The organism is Pasteurella testudinis DSM 23072, from assembly GCF_900176075.1.
In the GTDB taxonomy this organism is placed as follows: domain Bacteria; phylum Pseudomonadota; class Gammaproteobacteria; order Enterobacterales; family Pasteurellaceae; genus Chelonobacter; species Chelonobacter testudinis.
The window spans coordinates 243,702-264,687 of sequence record NZ_FWWV01000002.1; the positions used below are offsets into that span (position 1 = coordinate 243,702).

Genomic DNA, 20,986 nt, shown 5'->3' on the forward strand with positions numbered 1-20,986 from the left:
CATAATTTTCCCCTAATGCTTTTCCGCCATGCGGTCTGCCAATTCGTAAATCGCGGCACGCAAATCGTTGCCGTAACGGATTTTGCTTAATTGCTGCACTGCTTGGTCGTGTGCCAAAGTGCGGTAGTCTTTGCGGGCTTCGGCGATCAGGTCGCGGATTTGACCGTTACTGTCGAGGTCTTGCACGCCGTATTGGTGTTTGGAAAACAGTTCGCGTATTTGTGCGCTGCTGATGATGTCGGTGATGCCCCATTTCACGCGGAAATCGAGGAAAGTGCGGTCGAGGCTGACATTGCTGGCCGCTTGAATAATCTGTTCGCTCGATTGCAGATTACGCACGGGATAGGAGATATTGTCGGCTTCGGTCGGGTAACTGCCGTTGAAAATGGCGGTGGCAGCGTTAATGATGGTGCCGGCATAGCTGCGGTCTTCCAAGCCGTTGGCAAAGCGGGTGATTTCGGCGCGGGTTTGCTCGGCTTCTGCCATTTTTTGCTCGTGCACTTCATTGAGCAGCCGCTCGACCAGCTCGGTGAGGTAGTCGTAATCGATTTTGACGTCTTTCACATGGGTCATACGCAATTCGATTTGGTGCAGCGGGATTTTTTTGCTCTCTGCCAAGTACTGTTTCAATTCGTTGGCGAGCACGGTGGTGAGCATTTTTTCCTGCTCTGCGGTGATGCCCAAGGCATCCAGCAACACATCAGGATTATCATAATCAAAGCCAATTTCACCATCTTGCGTATTGTATTGCTTGAGCTTGGTCATGCCGTTGTTGTAGTCGCGCAGCAAATCGACCATTTGCTCTTTGGCTTTTTCAGACGGCGGCAGGTGGTTGAAATCATCGGTCATTGCGCCGATTTTTTGCACGGTGGCTTTCACTTCGGCCAATACTTCATGAAAGGGCTTTGCCAGCAGGCCGTCTTGTTGGTTGCTTTGGCGCTGCTCGTCGGGCGAGAGAATGGCAGAATCTTTGTTGGCATAGATGGCGAGCGCATCGTTCATCAGCTTTTCGTTGTGCGCCGGCCAGCGGTAATTGACGATGCGCCCCCACGGTTTTTCTTTCATGTCGGCAATGCGGTTGGTGCGCGAATAGGCCTGAATCAAGCCCGCGCCTTTCAAAGTGCGGTCAACATAAAGGGTGTTTAACTCAGGCGCATCAAAGCCGGTGAGCAACTGATCGACCACAATCACCAAATCGAGAAATTGCTTGTCGGCGGCGGTTTTGTTCAGACGGCTGGTGACATCTTGGGTGTAGCCTGCCACATCATCCATTTTAAATTTTGTACCGAATTGGTCGTTATACACTTCCATCGCTTCATATAAGCCACGGTTGCTTTCAAGCATACTGTCGTTGTTGCTGGTATTGAGGCTGAACGTGACCGCCACTTTCAGGGTCGGCAATCCGGCGGCTTGTTTTTTTGTATTGACCTCTTGGAACTCGCGGAAATACATCATTGCCATCGGAGTACTGGCTTTGCCGCCGCCAACGTGGGTGGTGAAAAGGGCGTTGTATTTGCCGTCGTTGGAGCGGTTGCGCCAGTTTTTGAAAATATCCGCCACCACCAGCTTCACATGGTCGGCGTTTTCGTCGTAAAAGCTGGGCTCGACCGCATCGTCCATGTCTTCTTGGCTTAAGTTGGCGATTTTGTCGGCGATTTGTTGTTCGCTCCATTTCGGATACCGCTCTTTATAAAATTCGGGTAGGTATTTACTTTTCATCTGTGCTTCGTCGATGGTGGTTTCAAAATCGACTTTGAAACCGAGCACATTGCGGTCGGCAATGGCTTCGCGAATGGTGTAGGCATGCAGCAAGGGGCCGAAAATATCTTCGGTGCGCAAGCCTTTGGTGGTGTCGTCAAACATCGGTGTGCCGGTGTAGCCTACCCAGGCAGAGCGTTTGAAGGCCGTCTGAATCGCTTTGAAGCTGTCGCCGCCGGTGGAACGGTGTGCTTCATCGACGATAAAGACGATGTTTTTATCGGGTGCGACAAAGCTCTTGCGTTTGATCAGGGTATCGAGTTTTTGCACTGAAGTGACGATGATGTCGTTGCCCTTACTTTTGAGCTTGCGGCTCAAATCGTTGGTGCTGTTGGTGTCTTTGACCACGCCGCTTTTCACCAATTCGCCAACCTCGCCGTCGGGATCGTAGGCTTGGTAGTTTTCGCTGGTCTGGCGGGTGAGCGCGATGCGGTCGACCACAAACACCACTTTGTCCACGCGCGGCATCCGGCTGGCCAGCCAGGCGGTTTTGAAGCTGGTGATGGTTTTGCCTGAGCCGGTGGTGTGCCAGATATAGCCGACTTTGTTGTTGCCGAATTCGAAATCCACTTGTTTCAGACGGCTGATGATGTTTTGGGTGGCATACACCTGATACGGGCGCATCACTTTGAGCATCTGCTTGTTTTTGGTGCCGTCCAAAATCATATAATTGGTTGCCATTTGGTGCGCCATCGGAATACTGAGCATGGCATCGGCAAAGGCGCGCCAATCGCGCACAATGGCATTGCTGTCGCGGTGTTGCCAGTTGAAGGCGAAATCTTTGTTGAATTTGTCGGCGGTGGTGTTGGCCATGTATTTGGCATTGTTGGGCGTGATGGCGACCAGAATTTGCAGGGTGGAAAAAATATCGCGGTATTGGTTTTCGTCGATGTATTGGTGCATTTGATTCAACGCATCGTTCACATCGAGGGTGTCGCGCTTTTCTTCGATTTGGATAATCGGCAGGCCGTTGATCAGCAAGGTGGTGTCGAACACGCGGTTTTGCTTGCCGTTGATGCGAGCGGGGCGTTGGATTTGATTCACCACTTGGTATACGGTGTCGCCCGCACCCACTTGTTTCTGGTCAAATACGGTCAGAAAAACATGGCGACCGTCGTCCAAATCAATTTCGATTTGCGAAACGCCGTTTAAGCCGTAGAGGAATCGCCCAGCTTCATAAGGCGTGCGGCATAGCTCCTCGATGACTTTTTTTACCTGATTGAATTCCACCACACTCAACGGGTGTTCCAACGTATTTTGGTTGTGTTGCTCAAGGATTTTTTTGAAGTTCTGCCACAAATCTTCGGTGGTTTTGATTTCAGGGTGATAGCGCCAACGCTTGGTGGTAAAGTATTCCGCCTGCGGCTCGGCAACGGTATTGGCATTTTCAGGATGGCGGATCACGCCGTGGCTTAAGTATTGGATCAGCTCGGTTTCAAATTGGCGTTCATTCATGATTGGCGGCTCCTGCCAGTAAGGTGTTGATCAGTCGGGTTTCCCGTTCGGCTGCCTGTTGTTTCAATGCTTGCACACGCTGCTGCATCAAGTAAATATTGCCGATGATTTTTTGCTGCTCTATGGGTGGAAGTGCGGTAATGGTTAAGGCTTTGAGCTGCGCCAAAGTGTATTTCAACACACTCGACCCCTGCAAAGCTGCCGCCCATTGCTTTTTTATGTGGCGGTTTTCATTCAGCAGGTACACCAAAAATGCAGCATCCAGCCCTTGCTTGGGCAGCAGCTTGATGTAGTTTTGCGTTTGAATCATGCCCTCGTGCTGCTCGCCAACTATCGCCGCCTTACCGGACAGCAGGCTAAAAACCACATCACCGGCAGCTAGCAAACACACCTTATCAAAGGTGGTAACACTTTTGCTTTCAGACGGCATAGTTGCCATGTCGGACAAATCCGCAGCAAGGTGGTGCTGAGCGTACCAAATATAAACCGGAGCGCTGTTGTCTGTTGATTCAGTGATCCTGAATTGGGGCGAACCGCTGATAAAGCGAACCAAGCAATTTAAATTTTTCACACCAACCTCCATTTGTGATTTATAAAAATCACATTAACATGAAAATATCATAATACCTTTTCTCACATCATGCAATTTATTTTTGTGATTTTTTAAAATTACTTTTTACAAAAAGAGAGCTGCACAAGATCGCTAAATTAGCAACAATTTTGTCTACCATGCCGAAAACCGATTTCGATGCCATTCCGAATACCAGTTAATAGTCCAATCACAAATTTTGTGTTTAGACCCTTTTCATATACATTACACCAACCGCACTTTTAGTTCCCCGCTGCCTAAAATCACAGCTCAATCACCAATTTGTCGTAAGCGCTTTTGGCTTTTGCCAGTGCGCTTTCAACGCTTGTGTCGCGGGCGAGAATCACGCCCAAGCGGCGGTGGCCGTTGACTTCGCCTTTGCCGAACAGGCGCAGGTCGGTATTCGGTTGCGCCAAGACTTGCTGCAAATTGCCGAACCGCACTTGGTTGGATTTGCCTTCTACGACAATCGCTTTCGAGGCGGACGGGCTGATCAGATTAATTTGCGGAATCGGTAAACCGAGAATGGCACGGGCGTGCAGGGCGAATTCGGACAGCTCTTGTGAAATCAGGGTGACCATGCCGGTATCATGTGGTCGCGGCGATACTTCGTTGAAAATCACCTCGTCGCCACAGATAAACATTTCCACGCCGAAAATACCGTGTCCGCCCAGCCCTTCGGTAATTTTTCCTGCGATCGCCTGCGCTTTGGCAAGTGCGGTTGCCGACATCGCTTGCGGCTGCCACGATTCGCGGTAGTCCCCGTCGACTTGGCTGTGGCCGATCGGCGGCAGGAAAGTTGTGCCGTTGATGTGGCGCACGGTCAACAGGGTAATTTCATAATCAAAGGTAACAAAACCTTCGACAATCGCCCGTCCGCCGGCGGCACGCCCGCCCTGTTGCGCGTATTGCCACGCTTGTGCGAGCTGCTGCTCGGATTTAATCACGCTCTGCCCGTGACCGGACGAACTCATAATCGGTTTAATCACGCAAGGCAGCCCGATTTCCGCCACCGCACTTTGCAGCTCGGCGAAGTTATCCACAAAGCGGTAATTCGAGGTCGGCAAACCCAGCGCTTCGGCGGCAAGGCGGCGAATACCCTCACGGTTCATGGTCAGGTTGACGGCTTTGGCGCTTGGGATCACATTAAAGCCCTGCTGTTCCAGCTCCAGCAAGGTTGCGGTGGCGATCGCTTCCACTTCCGGCACGATATAATCCGGCTGCTCTTTTTCCACCAAGGCTTTCAGCGCTGCACCGTCCAACATGGAAATGGTGTAGGCACGGTGCGCCACCTGTTGCGCCGGTGCGTTTGCATAGCGGTCGACCGCGATCACTTCCACCCCCAAGCGCTGCAATTCGATCACCACTTCCTTGCCCAGTTCGCCTGAACCCAACATCATCACTTTGGTCGCTGCCGCCGTCAACGGCGTGCCGATTGTCGTCATTGTCTTTTCCTTTTGCGTTTACCGATTAAATAGAGACAAAAAAACCGAGTGCGCTCACTCGGTTTGTTCGGGATTAAATGTTGATCAAATTCGGATCAAGGCTCAACTCATCATTTTTGTTGACGCCGATTTTGCGCGCCAAAATGTGACGGGCAATGTCCTGCGCTTCCTGCAACGAGTGGTCGGTGTAGGTGCCGCACTGATATTTGTTCAATTCGGGAATATCGTTTTGGTCGGCGACATTCAGCACGTCCTGCATTGACTTTTCCCATGCCTCGGCAACCTGTTTTTCGCTCGGCGTGCCGATCAGGCTCATGTAAAATCCGGTGCGGCAGCCCATCGGCGAAATGTCGATGATCTCTACGCTTTCGCCGTTGAGATGATCACGCATAAAGCCGGCGAACAGATGTTCCAGCGTATGCACGCCTTTCATCGGCATAATTTCAAGGTTAGGGCGACAAAAACGCAAATCAAACACGGTGATGTCGTCGCCTTTCGGAGTGCGCATATTTTTCGCGACACGCACCGCCGGCGCATTCATTTTAGTGTGATCAACGGTAAAGCTGTCCAGTAACGGCATAATTTTTCCTCGATAATAAAAATTTTAAATAATTTTGAACTTTCTAAGGGTTGCTCAGTCTTATTATACAAGCAACTTGCAGTTGTTTTCTAATAATTAAGTTGGTTCCTTAGGTTATTTCGCGCTCTCTTGCAGAGCGCTTTTTTTGCCTGAGATTTAACACTACAAGCTGTTCTGCAACGCCAAATATTGATCGAAACTCAGAGTATCCGCCTGTTCAATCGCTTGTTGCCGCAAAACGGAATCCTGTGCGACTTGGCGCAACTGCTGTTGGTTTAAAGTGCGGTAAGGCTGCGACAAAAACGCCTGTTTGAAGCTCTCCGCCTGCTTATAGCCGAAAGCGCCGATGCCGTCGCGGTGGCAATCCGCCAAAACGCGCGCCGACAAGGTTAAATCCGGATCAGCAAAGGCTTGACGCAATTCACGGCAAATTTCACCGTAGCGCTGCTCTTGCGCCTGCTCCGGCGACTGCTGCACGCAATCCACCACCGCCGCCAATTGCAGCAGATCATCGAAAATCGCTTCACCCACCGCTTGCAGCGAATATTCGTTTTCATCACAGCCGACCCCGATGGTTTGCTGCGGTTTGCGCCCTGCCAGAATCACTTTATTCCAGTTTTTACGGCAACACTGCTGCTCGCTGTCGCCCAACCGCGGCGCTTCCGCCAGTTCGCACCATAACATAAACAGATCGAGAAAATAGATCTGCTGTTCGCTGATGCCGACGGCAGAATACGGATTCACGTCCAACGACCGCACTTCCACATATTGAATACCGGCACGTTCCAACGCCGCAACCGCTCTTTCGCCGTCTTTGACCACTCGTTTCGGGCGGATTTGCGCATAAAATTCGGCTTCGCTTTGCAGCACATTGGCATTCAGTTGATGATACGCCTTGCCGTCTTGCCCGTTGCGTTGATCAATGTGGGCGAACAACGCTTCGGGGCGACGGGTCGCGGCACGCAAAGACGAGGTATATTGCTGCAACTCGTTATAATTTATGCCCAAATTCGATTGGGTATCGGTGGTATAACCCAAATCGCTCAGGCGCAGCGAAGTGGCGTACGGCAGATACAAAAAGCCGTGCGGCGAGCGTTCAAATTCAATTTTGTTGTTGCGCCCTTGCAGGAAGCAGCTGCAAATCGCCGGCGAAGCACCGAACAGATAAGGAATCACCCAGCCGTAACGCAGATAGTTGCGAATCAGATTGAAATAGCGTGCCGACAACTGCGCTTTTTGCTGGTTTTCGCTTAGGTCGGGAAAACGCGCCTGCCAATACGGTTCATCAAATGAAAAGTTGTAATGAATGCCGGCGATGGTCTGCATTAATGCGCCGTAGCGGTTTTTCAAGCCTTCGCGGTACAGGGTTTTGTAACGTCCCAAATTGGACGCGCCGTACTGCGCCAGCACGATGTCGCTTTCGTCGTCGATAAAACACGGCATACTCATCGGCCAAAACCGCTCTTTGCCCATTTTTTCCAGGCTGAAACGGTGTAGATCCCATAAGAAATCGGTTAAATCAGCGGCGTTTTCCCGTACCGGCGTGACAAATTCCAGCAGGCTTTCGGAAAAATCGGTGGTGATCCACGGATTGCACAACGCCGATCCCAAATGCGGCGGATGCGGTGTCAACGCCAAATGGTTATTCGGCAAGAAACGCAAGGTTTCCCGTTCCAAGCCGCGTTTAAAATGCCGCACCGCTTGCGGGTGCTGTTTTAACCACGCCAGTGCGCTGTCCAAGTTCGGTAACACAACAATATCCTTCCCATAAATCCGTTATAAAATTGAATTCAGCATGACCAGCAAACCGTAACGCAGCCCTTTGCCGAGCGTGATAAACAGCAGACTGGGCAGCCAGTGCAAGCGCAGCCAACCGCCTGCCACACACAGCAGATCGCCGATAATCGGCAGCCAACTGAACAATAATGCCACACTGCCATAACGGTGAACCAGTGCAAAACCGTTTTGCTGTCGGCGGCTGAGCCGCCGCCATTCGGGCACAACCACCATTCGTCCGATGGCGTAACTGGTCATACTGCCCAAACTGTTGCCGACGGTCGCCACCAGCCATAGATTAAATACCGCCAAACCGCGCGGCGTAAACGGCAGATTATCAAGCCATAAAAAGCTGCTGAAAACCACTTCCGAATTGCCGGGCAGCAAGGTTGCACTTAAAAAAGCACTGCAAAACATCACGATTAAGCGGTTTTGCAACACCCAATCGGGCAAAATACCGCTCAGCCAGTCGCTAAGCATTGGCTGCCGGATCGGCTTTTAACAAACGGTTATCACGCACGTCAAACACGTCCATACCGCCGGCGTGCGCGGCTTCAATGCCAAAATCGCCGTCTTCAAACACCAGGCAGGCGGCAGGGGCTGTGCCGATCAATTCGGCGCAACGCAAAAACGTATCCGCCGCCGGTTTGTGGTGGATCACATCGTCGGAGGTGACGATTGCGCTAAAATAGCGCGCCAGATCAAATTTTTCGACTAAAATATCGGTCATTGCCCGATGTGCGCCCGTGCCCAACGCCAGCGGGATTTCGCCGTGAAAGCGGCGCACAATCTCAAACGCCGGCAGCAGAACCGCACTTTCCAGCACCAGTTGCGTGCCCAATTCGCGTTTTTTCTGCACTACCTCTTCCAAGCGGTGCAACGGCATACCGCCGTCACGCATAATCGCTTCGGCAATCACATAAGTGGTCGAGCCGCTGAGTTGATACATCAGCTCGCCGCGCAACGGATAGCCGAAATATTCGCCGGTTTGCAGCCAAGCCCGTTCATGGGCGGGCATGGTGTCGATCAACGTGCCGTCCATGTCGAAAATCAAGCCTTGATAAGCGGCGATAATACTTGGTTCGAGAATCAATCGGCTCATACGCCTCGCCCTGTCTTTTCGTTCAGATCCAAAATAATTTTGCCCTGCGTGCGCCCTTGTTCTAAAGTGCGGTGCGCCGCCTGAATTTGGCTCAACGGGTAGCTGTCGGCAATCTCAATTTGCAGTTGTTGCCGTGCCAAGAGCGCCAAGAGCGCGCTGAGATCGGCGGCGTTCGGCTGCGCCAGTATTTTTTCCACTTGCAAGCCGCGGCTTTCGCCGGCTTGTTGCAGCAGCGGCACATGAATCGTCGGCACGCAAATCACCCGTCCGCCGTCTTTGACCGCACTCAGCGCTTTCACGCCGGCTTCGCCGCCGACCAGATCGAGAAAAATATCCGCAGCCAACGGTGGATAGGATTGCAGGGCGGTGTAATCCAAAAATCGGCTCACGCCCAGCGTTTGCAGATAAGCCTGCTTGGCAGGAGAGCAAATCGCGATAATTTCAAGCGGCAACCGGCGCAACAACTGTATCAGCAAATGTCCGACACCGCCTGCCGCTGCGGAAACCAGCACTTTTTGTCCGGCTTGCAGATCGGCTTGTTTCACCAGCTGATAAGCCGTCACGCCCGCCGTCGGCAGTGCCGCCGCCTGCTGCAAAGACACGCCGTCCGGCACTCTGGCGACCAAATCGGCATTCACCGCAAAATAGCGGCTGTAAGCGCCACCGTCAAAAGTCAACACCGCCACCCGTTCGCCGACTTGAAAACCGCTGTTGCTGCCGGCTTGGGCGATGACACCGGCGGCATCAAAGCCCAACACCGCCGGAAACTGCGCTTTAAATTTCTCCGCGCCCCAGCCCAAACCCAGACGGGTTTTGTAATCGACCGGATTAACCGCCGCATAATGGGTTTCAATCAACACCTGATTGTCGTTGATCTGCGGCAGCGGCAAGTGCGCTTGCAACGTCAACACTTCGGGCGCACCGAATTCGGAAATGGTCACGCCATAATTGGTTAAATCGTGATTGGTAACGCCGTTGGCCGGCTCATTCGGCTGCTTATCGGACATGAAATCTCCTTTTAAGTGGCGGATTGTTGTGACAAACCCGTTTTGCCGCATGCAAGCGCAAATCATGGCTGCTCAGGCAGATTTTAAGGTAATCGCAAAATATAATGGCTAAGAATAACATTTAAAAAACGGCCGATAATAATTTTTTTGTTATATCACATGCAAAAATTTTTTAAAAAATTGCTAACTTGACCAATTTATACTATTGTCATTAATACTGGTTCATTGGGATTAGCTTGAGGTAAACCATGAATATCAAACAGAAAATCGGGCTTTTGGCCGATGCCGCCGTCATCTCCGCCAACGTGCGCCAAGCGGTGTTTCAGGTGATCGAAAAACTGCAGCAATGGCAACTGGATCTGCAACGCGAACAGCTGCAAATGCTGCTGACCCATTTGGCAATGGCGTTGCAACGTGCCGAACGGCAACAGCAGCTGGATAACGGGTTGGAACCCGCCTTGTTCCAAGAAGTGCAGCAAAGCGCAAACTATCACTCTCTTCTCGCGCGCCACCGTCAACTGTTGGCATTAACCGGACAAACGCTCAACGCCGCCGAACAAAGTTTCCTCATCGCCAATCTCCATGCCTTAAGTCTGGATCAACCGCACTTGTTGTCAATTCCGGACACGGAGAAATAAAGATGTTTTTATCTGCCCTGCAACGCCAAAACCCCCGACTAATCCAAACCGCACTGGCCCTTTGGCAACAAGGCGCGATTTTGCCCGACAGCTATGTGATCGATCTGCCGCAAGTGTTGCAAAACGGACGGCAACTGGTTAATTGCGCCCGACGGCAAGGATTAAAACTGTATCTGATGGGCAAGCAGTTCGGGCGCAATCCGTTGTTGTGCCGTGAATTATTAAAGTGCGGTTTCGACGGGATCGTAGCTGTCGATTTTAAAGAAGCACGCCACTATTTCCGCCACCACTTGCCGGTGGCGCATATCGGGCATTTGGTACAGCCGCCCACCGCACTTTTAACTCAGATTCTGGCTCAGAAACCGCAAGTGATCACGCTCTACTCCCTTGAAAAAGCACAACAAATCAATCAAGTCGCAGCGCGATTGGGTATCCGCCAAGCGGTGTTAATCAAAATTTGTCAAGACGGCGACATTGTTTATCCGGGTCAAGAGAGCGGGATCGGTTTGGCGCAATTGCCTGCTTTTGTGGCGGCGTTGCAGCAGATGACGCATTTAACCTTGGTCGGCGTGACCCATTTTCCCTGCTGCCTGTTCGATCAGCAACAAAAGCGCATTAGCGCAACCCCTAATTTATCTTCGTTGATTCAGGCTGCACAGCAACTGCGCCAATCCGGTATCGATGTCCGTCAAATCAATGCCCCGTCCCTGACTTGCAGCGAATCCATTCCGTTGTTGGCACAAGCCGGCGCTACGCACGGCGAACCCGGCCACGCCTTGACCGGCACGATTCCGTCCAATCAGCATGGCGATCAAGCCGAAAAGATTGCCATGCTGTATCTTTCTGAAATTTCACATACCGTGGGTAACTACAGTTACTGTTTCGGCGGCGGATACTACCGCCGTGGCCACCTGACCCATGCTTTGGTCGGGCGGCAATTGATCAAAACCGAAGTGCTTGCTGCGGACAGCGACAGTATTGACTACACCCTGCGTCTGCAAGGCCGTTTTGCGGTCGGCGAAGCGGTGATTATGTGTTTTCGAACCCAAATCTTCACCACCCGCAGCGATGTCGCACTGGTTGAGCCGCTGCAAAACCGCCTGACCGCACTTTACGACAGCTTGGGCAATCCGCTGGGAGAACAATATGCGTGAGAATGAAAGAAAAAAATTTATTGTCGTGGTGATCGACAGTTTTGGCGTCGGCGCCATGCCCGATGTGCCGCAAGTGCGCCCGCAGGATATTGGCGCGAATACCTGCCTGCATATTTTACAGCAATTACCGCAGTTGCAATTGCCAACACTGGCCGAGCTAGGCTTGATGAATGTGTTGGGGCAAAGCCATAACGGCATGCCGCTGTCGCAAACCGCCATTTACGGCAGCGCACTTTTACAGCACGAGGGAGGAGACACCTTTATCGGCCATCAGGAGATCATGGGAACCTTGCCGCAATCGCCGTTGGTCATGCCGTTTGCACATGTCATTGATCAGGTGCAAACCGCACTTCAGGACGCCGGATTTAACGTAGCGCGGGTGTCGCAAAACGGCCTGTCTGTATTGTGGGTCAATGATCATATTGCCATCGGCGATAATCTGGAAGCTGATTTAGGTCAGGTTTACAACGTCACCGCCAATTTGAATGCCGTCAGCTTCGAACAAGTCTGCCGAATCGGGCAAATCGTGCGCCGGCACGTCAAGGTCGGACGGGTGATTGCCTTTGGCGGACGGACTTCCGATGATAATATTCTCGCTGCCATCGAAGTCAGACAATCGCAATTTATCGGCGTCAATGCGCCAAAATCAGGCGCTTATGCCGATGGATTTCAGGTGGTGCACCTCGGATATGGCGTGGACGCCGCCACGCAAGCTCCGCAGTTGTTGCAGCAACAAGGCATAGCGACGGTATTGATTGGCAAAGTAGCGGATATTGTAGCCAATCCGCACGGCATCAATTATCAGAAACGGGTGGATTCGCAACACATTCTGCAACTGACCTTGCAGCATGTGCACGATCCGCACCCATTGTTTATCTGCAGCAACATTCAAGAAACCGATTTGGCCGGTCACGCCCAAGATGTAGTGCGTTATGCCGATCGCTTGCAGATAGTTGATCAAGGACTGGCAGCTATTATCGCCGCCATGCAGCCGCAGGATTGTCTGCTGGTATTGGCCGATCACGGTAACGATCCGACGATTGGACACAGCAAACACACCCGTGAGAAAGTCCCGTTGCTGGTCTATCGGAAAAACCGCACTTTGACCGCTCTGGGAGAACGGACAACCCTGTCTGATGTCGGCGCTACCGTCTGTGATTTTTTTGCGGCAAAAGCACCGCAAAACGGCACATCGTTTTTACACTTAATTTATCCCGAATAAGGAGCTTTTATGCGTATCGTCGTAGGTGGACAAATTGAAAAAGCCTTAGTGGCAAAAACCTTGCAGCAACAATTCGAACAACACAATATCGAAGCGGATATCCATATCACCAGCGATATCGAAGCCGCCATGGCGATCAAAAGCGGCAATGCCGATTACTATTTCGGCGCCTGCAATACCGGTGGCGGCGGGGCGCTGGCAATGGCAATCGCCCTGCTCGGTGCCGACAAATGCGCCACGCTCGGCATGCCGGGCAAGGTTTTGTCCGATGCTGAAATTATTCAACAAATTCAAGCCGGAAAAATCGCTTTCGGTTTTACCGGACAAGATACCGAAAAAATCGTGCCGCTGGTGGTCAAACAGCTGATCGACCATAGCGACAACGCTTAATTCTTCATACCACGTTGCCGTGCTGCTTTTCATGTTGCGGCTTGCGTCCCGTATGAAAAATGAATTTCCGTAACTATAACGCACTGACAACGATCTGGATAAAAACGGAGGTGGAAGATGGACACTGGTTTTTGGAGTAACTTACTCGCGATTCCGTTGGATAAACTGCTGTTGATGGCGGTCATCGGCGCAATTTCCGCCATGATGGCAAACCGTGGCATTGCGGTATTTCATGACGGTTTGCGGCCGCTGATTCCGGAATATCTGGAAGGGCGAATGAATCGCAAAGCACTGGCGGCCAGCAGTTTCGCCCTCAGTTTCGGGCTGGTGATCGGCTTCGGCATTCCGTTTTCCCTGACCGCACCGATTATTTTAGTGCATAGTCTGCTGCTCGGCACCGATGTCATCGGCACCTGGACGGCAGACAGCAAAAGAGGATTTATCCTTTCCGGCATCATCGGGGCATTGTACGGGGTTGCGCTGCTCGCCGGTCTAAAAGGCATTGTCGAGCTGTTCGCCATGATGCCGGTGGATTTCATGAACCAACTGAGCAAAGTCGGCGATCCGATTATCGCCTGTTTCGCCATTTTTCCGGCAGTGGTAATCGGTTATCAATACGGTTACAAAAAAGGTGTCTGGGTATTAATCGCCACCTTAATCGGTTATCTGTTAACCAAATCCGTCGGCGCCATTCGGTTTGACGCCGACAGTGCGCCGGTCAAACTTGATCCGAACGGGGTCGCGCTGCTATTCGCCATGATTGCGATGTTCTATTTCGCCATGCGAGAGAAAGCCAAACCGCTCAATCAAGGGGAAAAAGGCGCCAATGAAATGTTGGTCGGTCTGTTTTCCGCTCGGATTCAGCGGATCCAAAAACATAAATGGCTGCTGGCACTGAGCGGCGGTTTAACCGCCATTGCCGCCAGCATGCCTTACAGTCTGCTGGCGGAAGGGCCGGTTTCACTGCAATTGATGGCTCAGGATCAGCAAACGTCGGCTTTATTGGTTGCCTTGGCACGCGCCGTCAGTTTCATTCCCTTAGTCGGCACAACGGCCATTGCTACCGGCGTTTATTCTCCGGACGGCATGAAATTTATCTTCGTCGCCGGTTTGGCGATCGATAACCCGATTCTGGCATTTATCGCCGGTTGTATCATTATGCTGTTGGAAGTCAAACTGCTTGCCAGCGTAGCGATTTGGCTGGACAAATACCCCGGAGTCAAAGCCTGCGGCGATCACATTCGTACCGCAATCACCAAAATGTTGGAAGTCGCCCTGCTCGTCGGCGGTATGATCGCCTCCAATGCGATTTTGCCGGGAATGGGCTTTATGATTGTCGCCGGAATTTACTTGCTGAACCGCACTTCCAAACGGCCGTTGGTCGAGATGGCAATCGGCCCGATCGCCACCATCATTGTCGGTATCGTGGCCAATATTTTGGCATTGGTCGGCATGGCATAAAAGGAAACGGATATGGCCTATACGTTAATGCATGAACATATTTATCTCGACCTGTCCAAAGTCAAAAATGACGACGACTGCCTGCTGGACTGCTTCGAATTGATGGTCGCCGAATTCCGGCAGTTAGCAGCGCTCGGCGTGCAACGGATTGTCGATGTCACCAATATCGGCATGGGGCGTAATATCGACTATGCGGCGCAAATTCAGCAAACCAGCGGCATCGAAATCGTTTCCGCCACCGGTTGCTACAAAGAGCCTTTTTTGCCGGACTGGTTTTATCAACAAAGTGCGGAACAAATCGCACAACGCTTTATTGATGAAATCGAAACCGGTATCGAAAACAGCGGTCGCAAAGCGGCGATTATCGGAGAGGTCGGTAGCGGATTTGACGGAATCAGTGCCGTCGAGCAAAAATTATTGCACGCCGCCGCCCTTGCCGCCAACGCCACCGGCAAATATATCACCACGCACACCTCGCTGGGACGCTTCGGCGAACAGCAGTTGGATCTATTGGCGCAACATGGCGTCAGTGCGGAAAAGGTGATTATCGGCCATACCGATTTGGCCGGTGATTATGATTATCTGATGCGCCTGCTCGATCGCGGCGCAATCGTCGAATTCGATACCATCGGCAAATTGGGCTACCAACCGGACGAATTACGCGCCGATCTGTTTAGCCGGGCAGTCAAGTGCGGTTTCCGGCAGCAATTGCTGTTGTCGTTGGACATCACCCGCAAATCACACTTGCACGCCAACGGCGGAATCGGCTACCGCTATCTGTTCGATACCTTTTTACCGATGTTATTTCAGCGTGGTGTCAGCCAACATGACATCGACATCATCTTAAGCCACAACCCTAACCGTATTTTGGGAGCCGCCGCATGCCAGTCTATCCGTTAACCAGTTTAAGTCTGGAACAGGCGAAACAGAAACAGTTCGCGCTGGTCGAGGCAATCACCCGTCGATTTCAGGGGGCGGAATTTTTGCAGTCGGATCTGGGATTAAAGTGCGGTCTGAACCAACCGCAAACCACCCGTCAGGTGGAACAGGTGCTGGCTGATTTTTTTCAGGCGCAAAGTGCGGTTTTGCTACAGGGTGCCGGCACTGGTGCCTTGCGTGCCGGTTTGACGGCATTGCTGCGGCACGGCGAAAAAATCGTACTGCACCGCGCCCCGATTTACCCGACCAGCAAGACCAGTATCGAACTGCTTGGATTGCAAGTGATTGAAGCCGATTTCAACCACTTGGATCAATTGGCGCAAGTGCTGGCAAGCACCCGACCGGCAGCGGTGTTGATTCAACACAGCCGCCAACAGCCGCAAGACCGCTATCATCTGGCGGAGGTGATTGCGGTCTGCCGCCAAGCCGGCGTGGCCACGTTGATTGATGACAATTATGCGGTGATGAAAGTCGATAAGATTGGCTGCGAGCTGGGGGCGACACTCTCCACCTTTTCCAGCTTTAAGCTGTTCGGACCGGAAGGAGTCGGTGTGGCGGTCGGTGAGCAAAGTGCGGTCGATAAAATCCGCCGCAGTCAATATTCCGGCGGCTGTCAGATTCAGGGCTGGCAAGCGCAGGCAGTATTGCGCGGACTGGTTTTTGCACCGGTGATGCACGCCATTCAAGCCGAGCAAGGCGAATTGTTGGTCGCACGCTTGAACAGTGACGAATTCCCAATGGTAACACGGGCGTTTTTGGTCAATGCCCAATCCAAGGTAGTGATTGTCGAACTGGATCAACCGATTGCCGAACAAGTGATTGCGCAGGCGCAACAATTGGGGGCGTTGCCGCATCCGGTCGGCGCCGAGTCAAAATACGAAATTCCGCCGCTGTTTTATCGGGTTTCAGCCACCTTTTTACAGGCCGATCCGCACGCGGCCAAACGCTCGATTCGGATTAATCCGAACCGCAGCGGCTGTGAAACCGTACTGCGGATTTTGCAACAAAGCTACCGACGGGCGCTCACGGCAACATAAGATGGCGGTTACACGCCTTTATACTGCAGATACAGCACCGTCGCCGCCACCCGTGAATTGACGTTGAGTTTGCGCAGCATATTGCGAATATGCACTTTCACGGTTTCTTCCGAAATAAACAGGGTTTCGGCAATCTGCTTGTTGGACATGCCTTTGGCAACCAGTTCTAAAACCGCACTTTCGCGATCGGTCAGCGATAACAGCGGTTCCGGCGAGATTTGGCGCTGCTGCAACTGATGCTGCACTTCACGGCTGTAAATCACCTCGCCGTGCGCCAATTGCTTAATTTGTTGTAACAGCAGATCCGGCTCGCTGTCTTTCAACAAATAACCATCGGCACCGGCATCGACCAAAGCAAAAATATCCGCCTTGGCATCCGACACGGTCAAAATCACAATCCGCGCCGTCACGCCTTTTTGTCTGAGCTGTTGCAATGTTTCCAGCCCGCTCAGCCCTTTCATGTTCAGATCCAAAATAATCAGATCCGGCTCCAGCTGTAATGCCAAACGCACCCCTTCCATGCCGTTGCTGGCTTCACCGATCACTTGCAGCTCTTGTTCCAGCTCCAGCAATTGGCTGATTCCGCGGCGCATTAGCGGATGATCGTCAATAATAAGAATACGATATGATTGCGACATAAATTTCCCACATTTGCCAGTAAATTTGTCTATTATACCGCTTTTTTTATCGGATTAACTTTACCTTGATCATAATATTGCAAATGTTGTTGGCTGTGGAACGGCACAACTTTGTTTGTGCCGACATCGGTAGTAATTAATTGATAAAACTGCGGATAATTGAAACTATAACCTTCAAACCGCTCTTTGCCGTCAAAGCGGCTCATAGTGTAGATTTTATTTATCTCTCTGATTTTATTCTGCTTTTCATCATGACAGCGATAATAGACTTCCGGATTATTATATTCGTCCAAAATATACACGTTAAAGCTGCCGTCGCTGTTGTCTTCAAAGAAAAATTGCAGGAAGCCTTCGCTGGCAAACTCGCCGATTTCTAACGGGAAATGGTATTTGTGATGCTTGATTTCGGTATCCGCTTCGCTCAGTGCGGTCACATGCTCATTCAGGCATTTTTCACAGCGCACAATGCCGCCCTCTTCGATTTTCAAGCCGCGCGTTTCGTAGGAAAAATTCCAAATTTTGCCGGCAACTTGCAAACGGTTGATCGAACGCTTGTTTAAAATCGTACCGACTTGGGTGTTGATACATTTTTTTATCAGTTTCTCGGTAGCCGCCAACATTTCGGCACGATAACGCTTGCTGTAACAGAACACTTGCACCGATTCCAACGGATTGGCGCCGCGGTGAACCTTGTGCGCCAGCACTTTCAGACAGTTTAAAATCGCATGTTCACCGGCAAAATGCAAAGTGCGGATCTCATTCCAACGGTTACGGTAAATCAAATCAATGCTGCCGACCAAACTTTGCTGCTTCGGTCCGAAATTGAACAGATCGTTGGACAACACTTCGCGCCGCTGATTACCGACAATCAATTCGGTCGGATCATGGCTGAGATTGATTGCCACAAACAAATTACGCAACTCGCACGGATGGCTGAGATCATCATTGCTCGGCGGCGCGACCTGCTGGGTAAATGACAGGCGCAAATCGGTGACAAACTGCTGGATTTTGCTCAAGCCGATCGTTTGGCTGCGCACATACAGGTGGGTTTTCGCGCCTAATAAACCGTTAAAATACGCCCAAGCCACCAACTGGCTCAAATTCGGTGCATATTCCACATAGCGCTCGCTGGAGGTCGAAACCTGTTGCAGGCAGCAATTGATCAAATGCCAGCCGTCCTGCACCGCACTTGAGTTTCTGACCTCGACAAACATCAGCTCTTTTTCGGTGATATTCTCGGCGATTTCACGGTTAAACAAGGTCACTTTTTCCGGCAACACTTCAAATGCGGTGTACAATTTGCGTGTCAGAATGCTGATGTCTTCCGGCATCAAATCCGCCGAAATTTTTTGCTTGCGCGCAAAGGTAATCAAGTTGCGGTAGCCCTGCATTAAAATGCCGACCAGGCTGTGATAAAATGTTTTTACCTGCTTGATTTTCCAGTCGGCATGACTGTTCAACTGGCTGATATCCTGTTTCGACCAATGCCAGTCGGCGATCAGTTGCTGCAATTGTTGATAACGCCAGTTATCGCTGTCAGCCGCACCGGCAAAATCACGATTGGCTTTGATGTAGAAACAACGCCGCAGCAAATCCAGACGGTGAAAATCATTAATCCGTTGTAAATAAGCACTCACTTGCTGTAACATCGCCAGATACGGATCAAAATGGTGATTGGCTTCCGTTCCGGCCAAAAGCTGTTGTTTGAATTGTTTGGAAATCAGTTGCGGTTGCGGATATTCCGCCATCAGCGCTTCCAACAGCAGCACTTTGATCGCCGATTTATGCGGCGAGTCAATTGCCTTGAACAAATGCCACAAGGTCGCACCAAAATATTCATCAGCGGACAGCTTACCCAAACCGCCGAAATCCACCCATTCCTGACGGCGGATTTTGCCTTCCCGCACCCATTTTTCAACGACCTTATCATAATGTTCTTCGTTATTGACCGGCAAATGCAACCATAGCAGCGGCTTGCCAGCCAAACGGATCACCGAACGGTAAAATTCGTCCAACAACAGCATATATTGACTGCTGCCGCAATGTTCGGTGCTCAGGGTTTCGGAATAGGTGATATTGCGGAAATGATTTTCGTCCAACAGATAAAAGTTGACTTCGATCTTCAGCCCGAGCGCCCATTTATGAATCAATAAGGTTTTTTGTAACAATTTGTTACGCTGGCTACTGCTCAAGTGCGGTTGGTGGCACACCCAAATATCCAAATCCGATTGGCTGTTTTGCGTAATCGAACCGGTACTGCCCATGGCGTACACCCCGCGAATCGGCGGCTGCTCGGCGCTGTGCGAATCCGGTTGTAAAACCGTTTGCCAATGCTGTTCGATAAAAAGCTGTTTGAGGTATTTAAGCTGGTAGCGAGACGGTTTGAAGTCAACGATTCCGGCCGGCGCCTCGCTGACAAAGCCCGGCAATGACGGATTATTGAAATTTAGCAGCAAGGTCAGTAACTGAAAGACGTGTTGAAACTCATCTGAGGTGTTCGCCAGAGATTTCTGATAACGGGCCTTGTCCAATGCTGCAACTAACTGTTTAGCAGATTTAAGATAACTACTCAAAAAAACGATCTCACTACAATCAAAACATTTAGTAATTGTGACCAATATCACATTATAAATTCTAAACGCTAAGCCTAGCACTTAAATATGACAAGGTAAAGCTGTGCAAAATTTTTTAGTGAACTAATTAATTATCATGAAAATCCGTCTGCCTGAGACTTATTTCAGCCAATAAATTAATGGAACAAATTGATGTTGTCCGGTTTGGCGCACAACCGCACTTTGTCGCCGATCATAAAGGCGTGCTGCGCATACACCGACAACAGACTGTCGCCAATTTTCAGTTGATATTCAAAGGTATGCCCTAAAAAACGGCGTGCCGTCACTTCCGCATTCGGGCTGCCGTCCAGAGCCAACGCCAACTCTTGCGGACGCAGCAGGCAAAAGAGCGGTTTGCCGGCTTCGATCGCTTGCCCGTTTGCCAAACGTAGCGGCATATCCGCTTGCAGCCGCCCCAATGCGCAATCCAGCGTATCCGAGCCTGTCAGGCGGCAAGGCAGGTAGTTGCTGCTGCCGAGAAAATCCGCGACAAAACGGCTGTGCGGACGTTGGTACAGCTCGACCGATTCGCCGAACTGCACGATTTTACCCTGCTCCATCAACGCCAGTTTATCGGCAAACACAAACGCCTCTTCTTTGCTGTGGGTAACGAACACCGCTGACACGCTCTGCTGTTTTAAAATTCCTTTCATTTCCTCAATCAATTGATAGCGCACTTGGCTGTCGATATTGGAAAACGGTTCGTCGAGCAGCAGTAAATCCGGTTTGCACGCCAAAGAGCGGGCGATTGCCACCCGTTGCTGCTGTCCGCCGGACAGTTCGTGCGGATAGCGGTTTAAAAACGCCGCAAGCCGTACCAGCTCCGCCATTTCCGCCACACTCTGCCGTTGGGCGTTTTTACTCAGCTTGCCCAAACCGAAGGCGATATTTTCCGCCACCGTTAAATGCGGAAACAGCGCATAATCTTGAAAAATCATGCCGATTCGACGCTGTTCCACCGGAATTTGCGATAAATCCTGTTGATTGAGCACAATTTGCCCCTGAGTCAGCGGCACCAGACCGGCAATCGCTTTTAACAGCGTGGTCTTGCCGCAGCCGCTGGCGCCGAGCAAACACAGAATATCATCATCTTGAATCTGCAAATTAAGATTATGCAAAATCGTCTGCTCTGCATAGCAAACTTGAAGGTTATTGATTTGTAACGATTTCATTCAGTTTATTT

18 protein-coding genes are annotated in these 20,986 nt (G+C 51.1%); 7 read left to right on the forward strand and 11 right to left on the reverse strand.

What is annotated here, in order from left to right; all coding sequences use genetic code 11:
• Positions 1-12: 12 nt before the first annotated feature.
• From B8880_RS02660 to B8880_RS02695, 8 genes are all read right to left on the reverse strand, one after another.
• On the reverse strand, positions 13-3,213 hold the full coding sequence (locus B8880_RS02660) for a type I restriction endonuclease subunit R (protein WP_084255866.1): 3,201 nt from the start codon (positions 3,211-3,213) through the stop codon (positions 13-15).
• Positions 3,206-3,784: a restriction endonuclease subunit S gene (locus tag B8880_RS02665; protein WP_084255867.1), complete on the reverse strand. Its 579-nt coding sequence runs from the start codon at positions 3,782-3,784 to the stop codon at positions 3,206-3,208. The genes B8880_RS02660 and B8880_RS02665 overlap by 8 nt, the downstream gene beginning before the upstream one ends.
• 281 nt (positions 3,785-4,065) lie before the next feature.
• Positions 4,066-5,247, reverse strand: coding sequence for a formate-dependent phosphoribosylglycinamide formyltransferase (gene purT / locus B8880_RS02670; RefSeq protein WP_084255868.1), 1,182 nt, complete (start codon positions 5,245-5,247; stop codon positions 4,066-4,068).
• Between the two features lie 73 nt (positions 5,248-5,320).
• Positions 5,321-5,827 carry an S-ribosylhomocysteine lyase gene (gene luxS / locus B8880_RS02675; RefSeq protein WP_084255869.1) on the reverse strand — a complete coding sequence of 169 codons (507 nt, stop codon included), beginning with the start codon at positions 5,825-5,827 and terminating at the stop codon, positions 5,321-5,323.
• A 162-nt stretch (positions 5,828-5,989) separates the two neighbouring features.
• Positions 5,990-7,579, reverse strand: coding sequence for a glutamate--cysteine ligase (gene gshA / locus B8880_RS02680; protein ID WP_084255870.1), 1,590 nt, complete (start codon positions 7,577-7,579; stop codon positions 5,990-5,992).
• A gap of 24 nt (positions 7,580-7,603) precedes the next feature.
• Entirely contained in the window at positions 7,604-8,083 is a 480-nt protein-coding gene (locus tag B8880_RS02685) for a YqaA family protein (protein WP_084255871.1), read from the reverse strand.
• Positions 8,076-8,693, reverse strand: coding sequence for a beta-phosphoglucomutase family hydrolase (locus B8880_RS02690; protein WP_084255917.1), 618 nt, complete (start codon positions 8,691-8,693; stop codon positions 8,076-8,078). The genes B8880_RS02685 and B8880_RS02690 overlap by 8 nt, the downstream gene beginning before the upstream one ends.
• Positions 8,694-8,701: 8 nt before the next feature.
• Complete coding sequence (locus B8880_RS02695; RefSeq protein WP_084255872.1) at positions 8,702-9,712, reverse strand: NADP-dependent oxidoreductase; 1,011 nt, start codon at positions 9,710-9,712, stop codon at positions 8,702-8,704.
• Positions 9,713-9,960: 248 nt separating this feature from the next.
• Here B8880_RS02695 and B8880_RS02700 point away from each other — a divergent pair, with 248 nt between their 5' ends.
• The 7 genes from B8880_RS02700 to B8880_RS02730 all read left to right on the forward strand — a co-directional run bounded on the left by B8880_RS02700 (position 9,961) and on the right by B8880_RS02730 (position 16,553).
• A complete protein-coding gene (locus B8880_RS02700) occupies positions 9,961-10,350 on the forward strand; it encodes a PRD domain-containing protein (protein ID WP_084255873.1) in 390 nt (129 codons plus the stop codon).
• Between the two features lie 2 nt (positions 10,351-10,352).
• Positions 10,353-11,504 carry a YhfX family PLP-dependent enzyme gene (locus B8880_RS02705; RefSeq protein ID WP_084255874.1) on the forward strand — a complete coding sequence of 384 codons (1,152 nt, stop codon included), beginning with the start codon at positions 10,353-10,355 and terminating at the stop codon, positions 11,502-11,504.
• A complete protein-coding gene (locus tag B8880_RS02710; protein WP_084255875.1) occupies positions 11,497-12,726 on the forward strand; it encodes a phosphopentomutase in 1,230 nt (409 codons plus the stop codon). Before B8880_RS02705 ends, B8880_RS02710 begins: the two co-directional genes overlap by 8 nt.
• Before the next feature lie 9 nt (positions 12,727-12,735).
• Positions 12,736-13,116 (forward strand): DUF2620 domain-containing protein, encoded by a 381-nt coding sequence (locus tag B8880_RS02715; RefSeq protein WP_084255876.1) that lies wholly within the window; start codon positions 12,736-12,738, stop codon positions 13,114-13,116.
• Between the two features lie 117 nt (positions 13,117-13,233).
• Complete coding sequence (locus B8880_RS02720) at positions 13,234-14,577, forward strand: YhfT family protein (protein WP_084255877.1); 1,344 nt, start codon at positions 13,234-13,236, stop codon at positions 14,575-14,577.
• Positions 14,578-14,589: 12 nt separating this feature from the next.
• On the forward strand, positions 14,590-15,477 hold the full coding sequence (locus tag B8880_RS02725; protein ID WP_084255878.1) for a phosphotriesterase family protein: 888 nt from the start codon (positions 14,590-14,592) through the stop codon (positions 15,475-15,477).
• Positions 15,459-16,553, forward strand: coding sequence for an aminotransferase class V-fold PLP-dependent enzyme (locus B8880_RS02730; protein WP_084255879.1), 1,095 nt, complete (start codon positions 15,459-15,461; stop codon positions 16,551-16,553). Before B8880_RS02725 ends, B8880_RS02730 begins: the two co-directional genes overlap by 19 nt.
• Before the next feature lie 8 nt (positions 16,554-16,561).
• On the opposite strand, the gene B8880_RS02735 is transcribed toward B8880_RS02730, so the two are convergent.
• The 3 genes from B8880_RS02735 to B8880_RS02745 form a co-directional block, all read right to left on the reverse strand.
• Positions 16,562-17,191, reverse strand: a complete 630-nt coding sequence (locus B8880_RS02735; RefSeq protein WP_084255880.1) for a response regulator — start codon at positions 17,189-17,191, stop codon at positions 16,562-16,564.
• Between the two features lie 32 nt (positions 17,192-17,223).
• Positions 17,224-19,764, reverse strand: coding sequence for a class I adenylate cyclase (locus B8880_RS02740; protein ID WP_084255881.1), 2,541 nt, complete (start codon positions 19,762-19,764; stop codon positions 17,224-17,226).
• 176 nt (positions 19,765-19,940) lie between these two features.
• A complete protein-coding gene (locus B8880_RS02745) occupies positions 19,941-20,975 on the reverse strand; it encodes an ABC transporter ATP-binding protein (protein ID WP_084255882.1) in 1,035 nt (344 codons plus the stop codon).
• Positions 20,976-20,986: the final 11 nt, after the last annotated feature.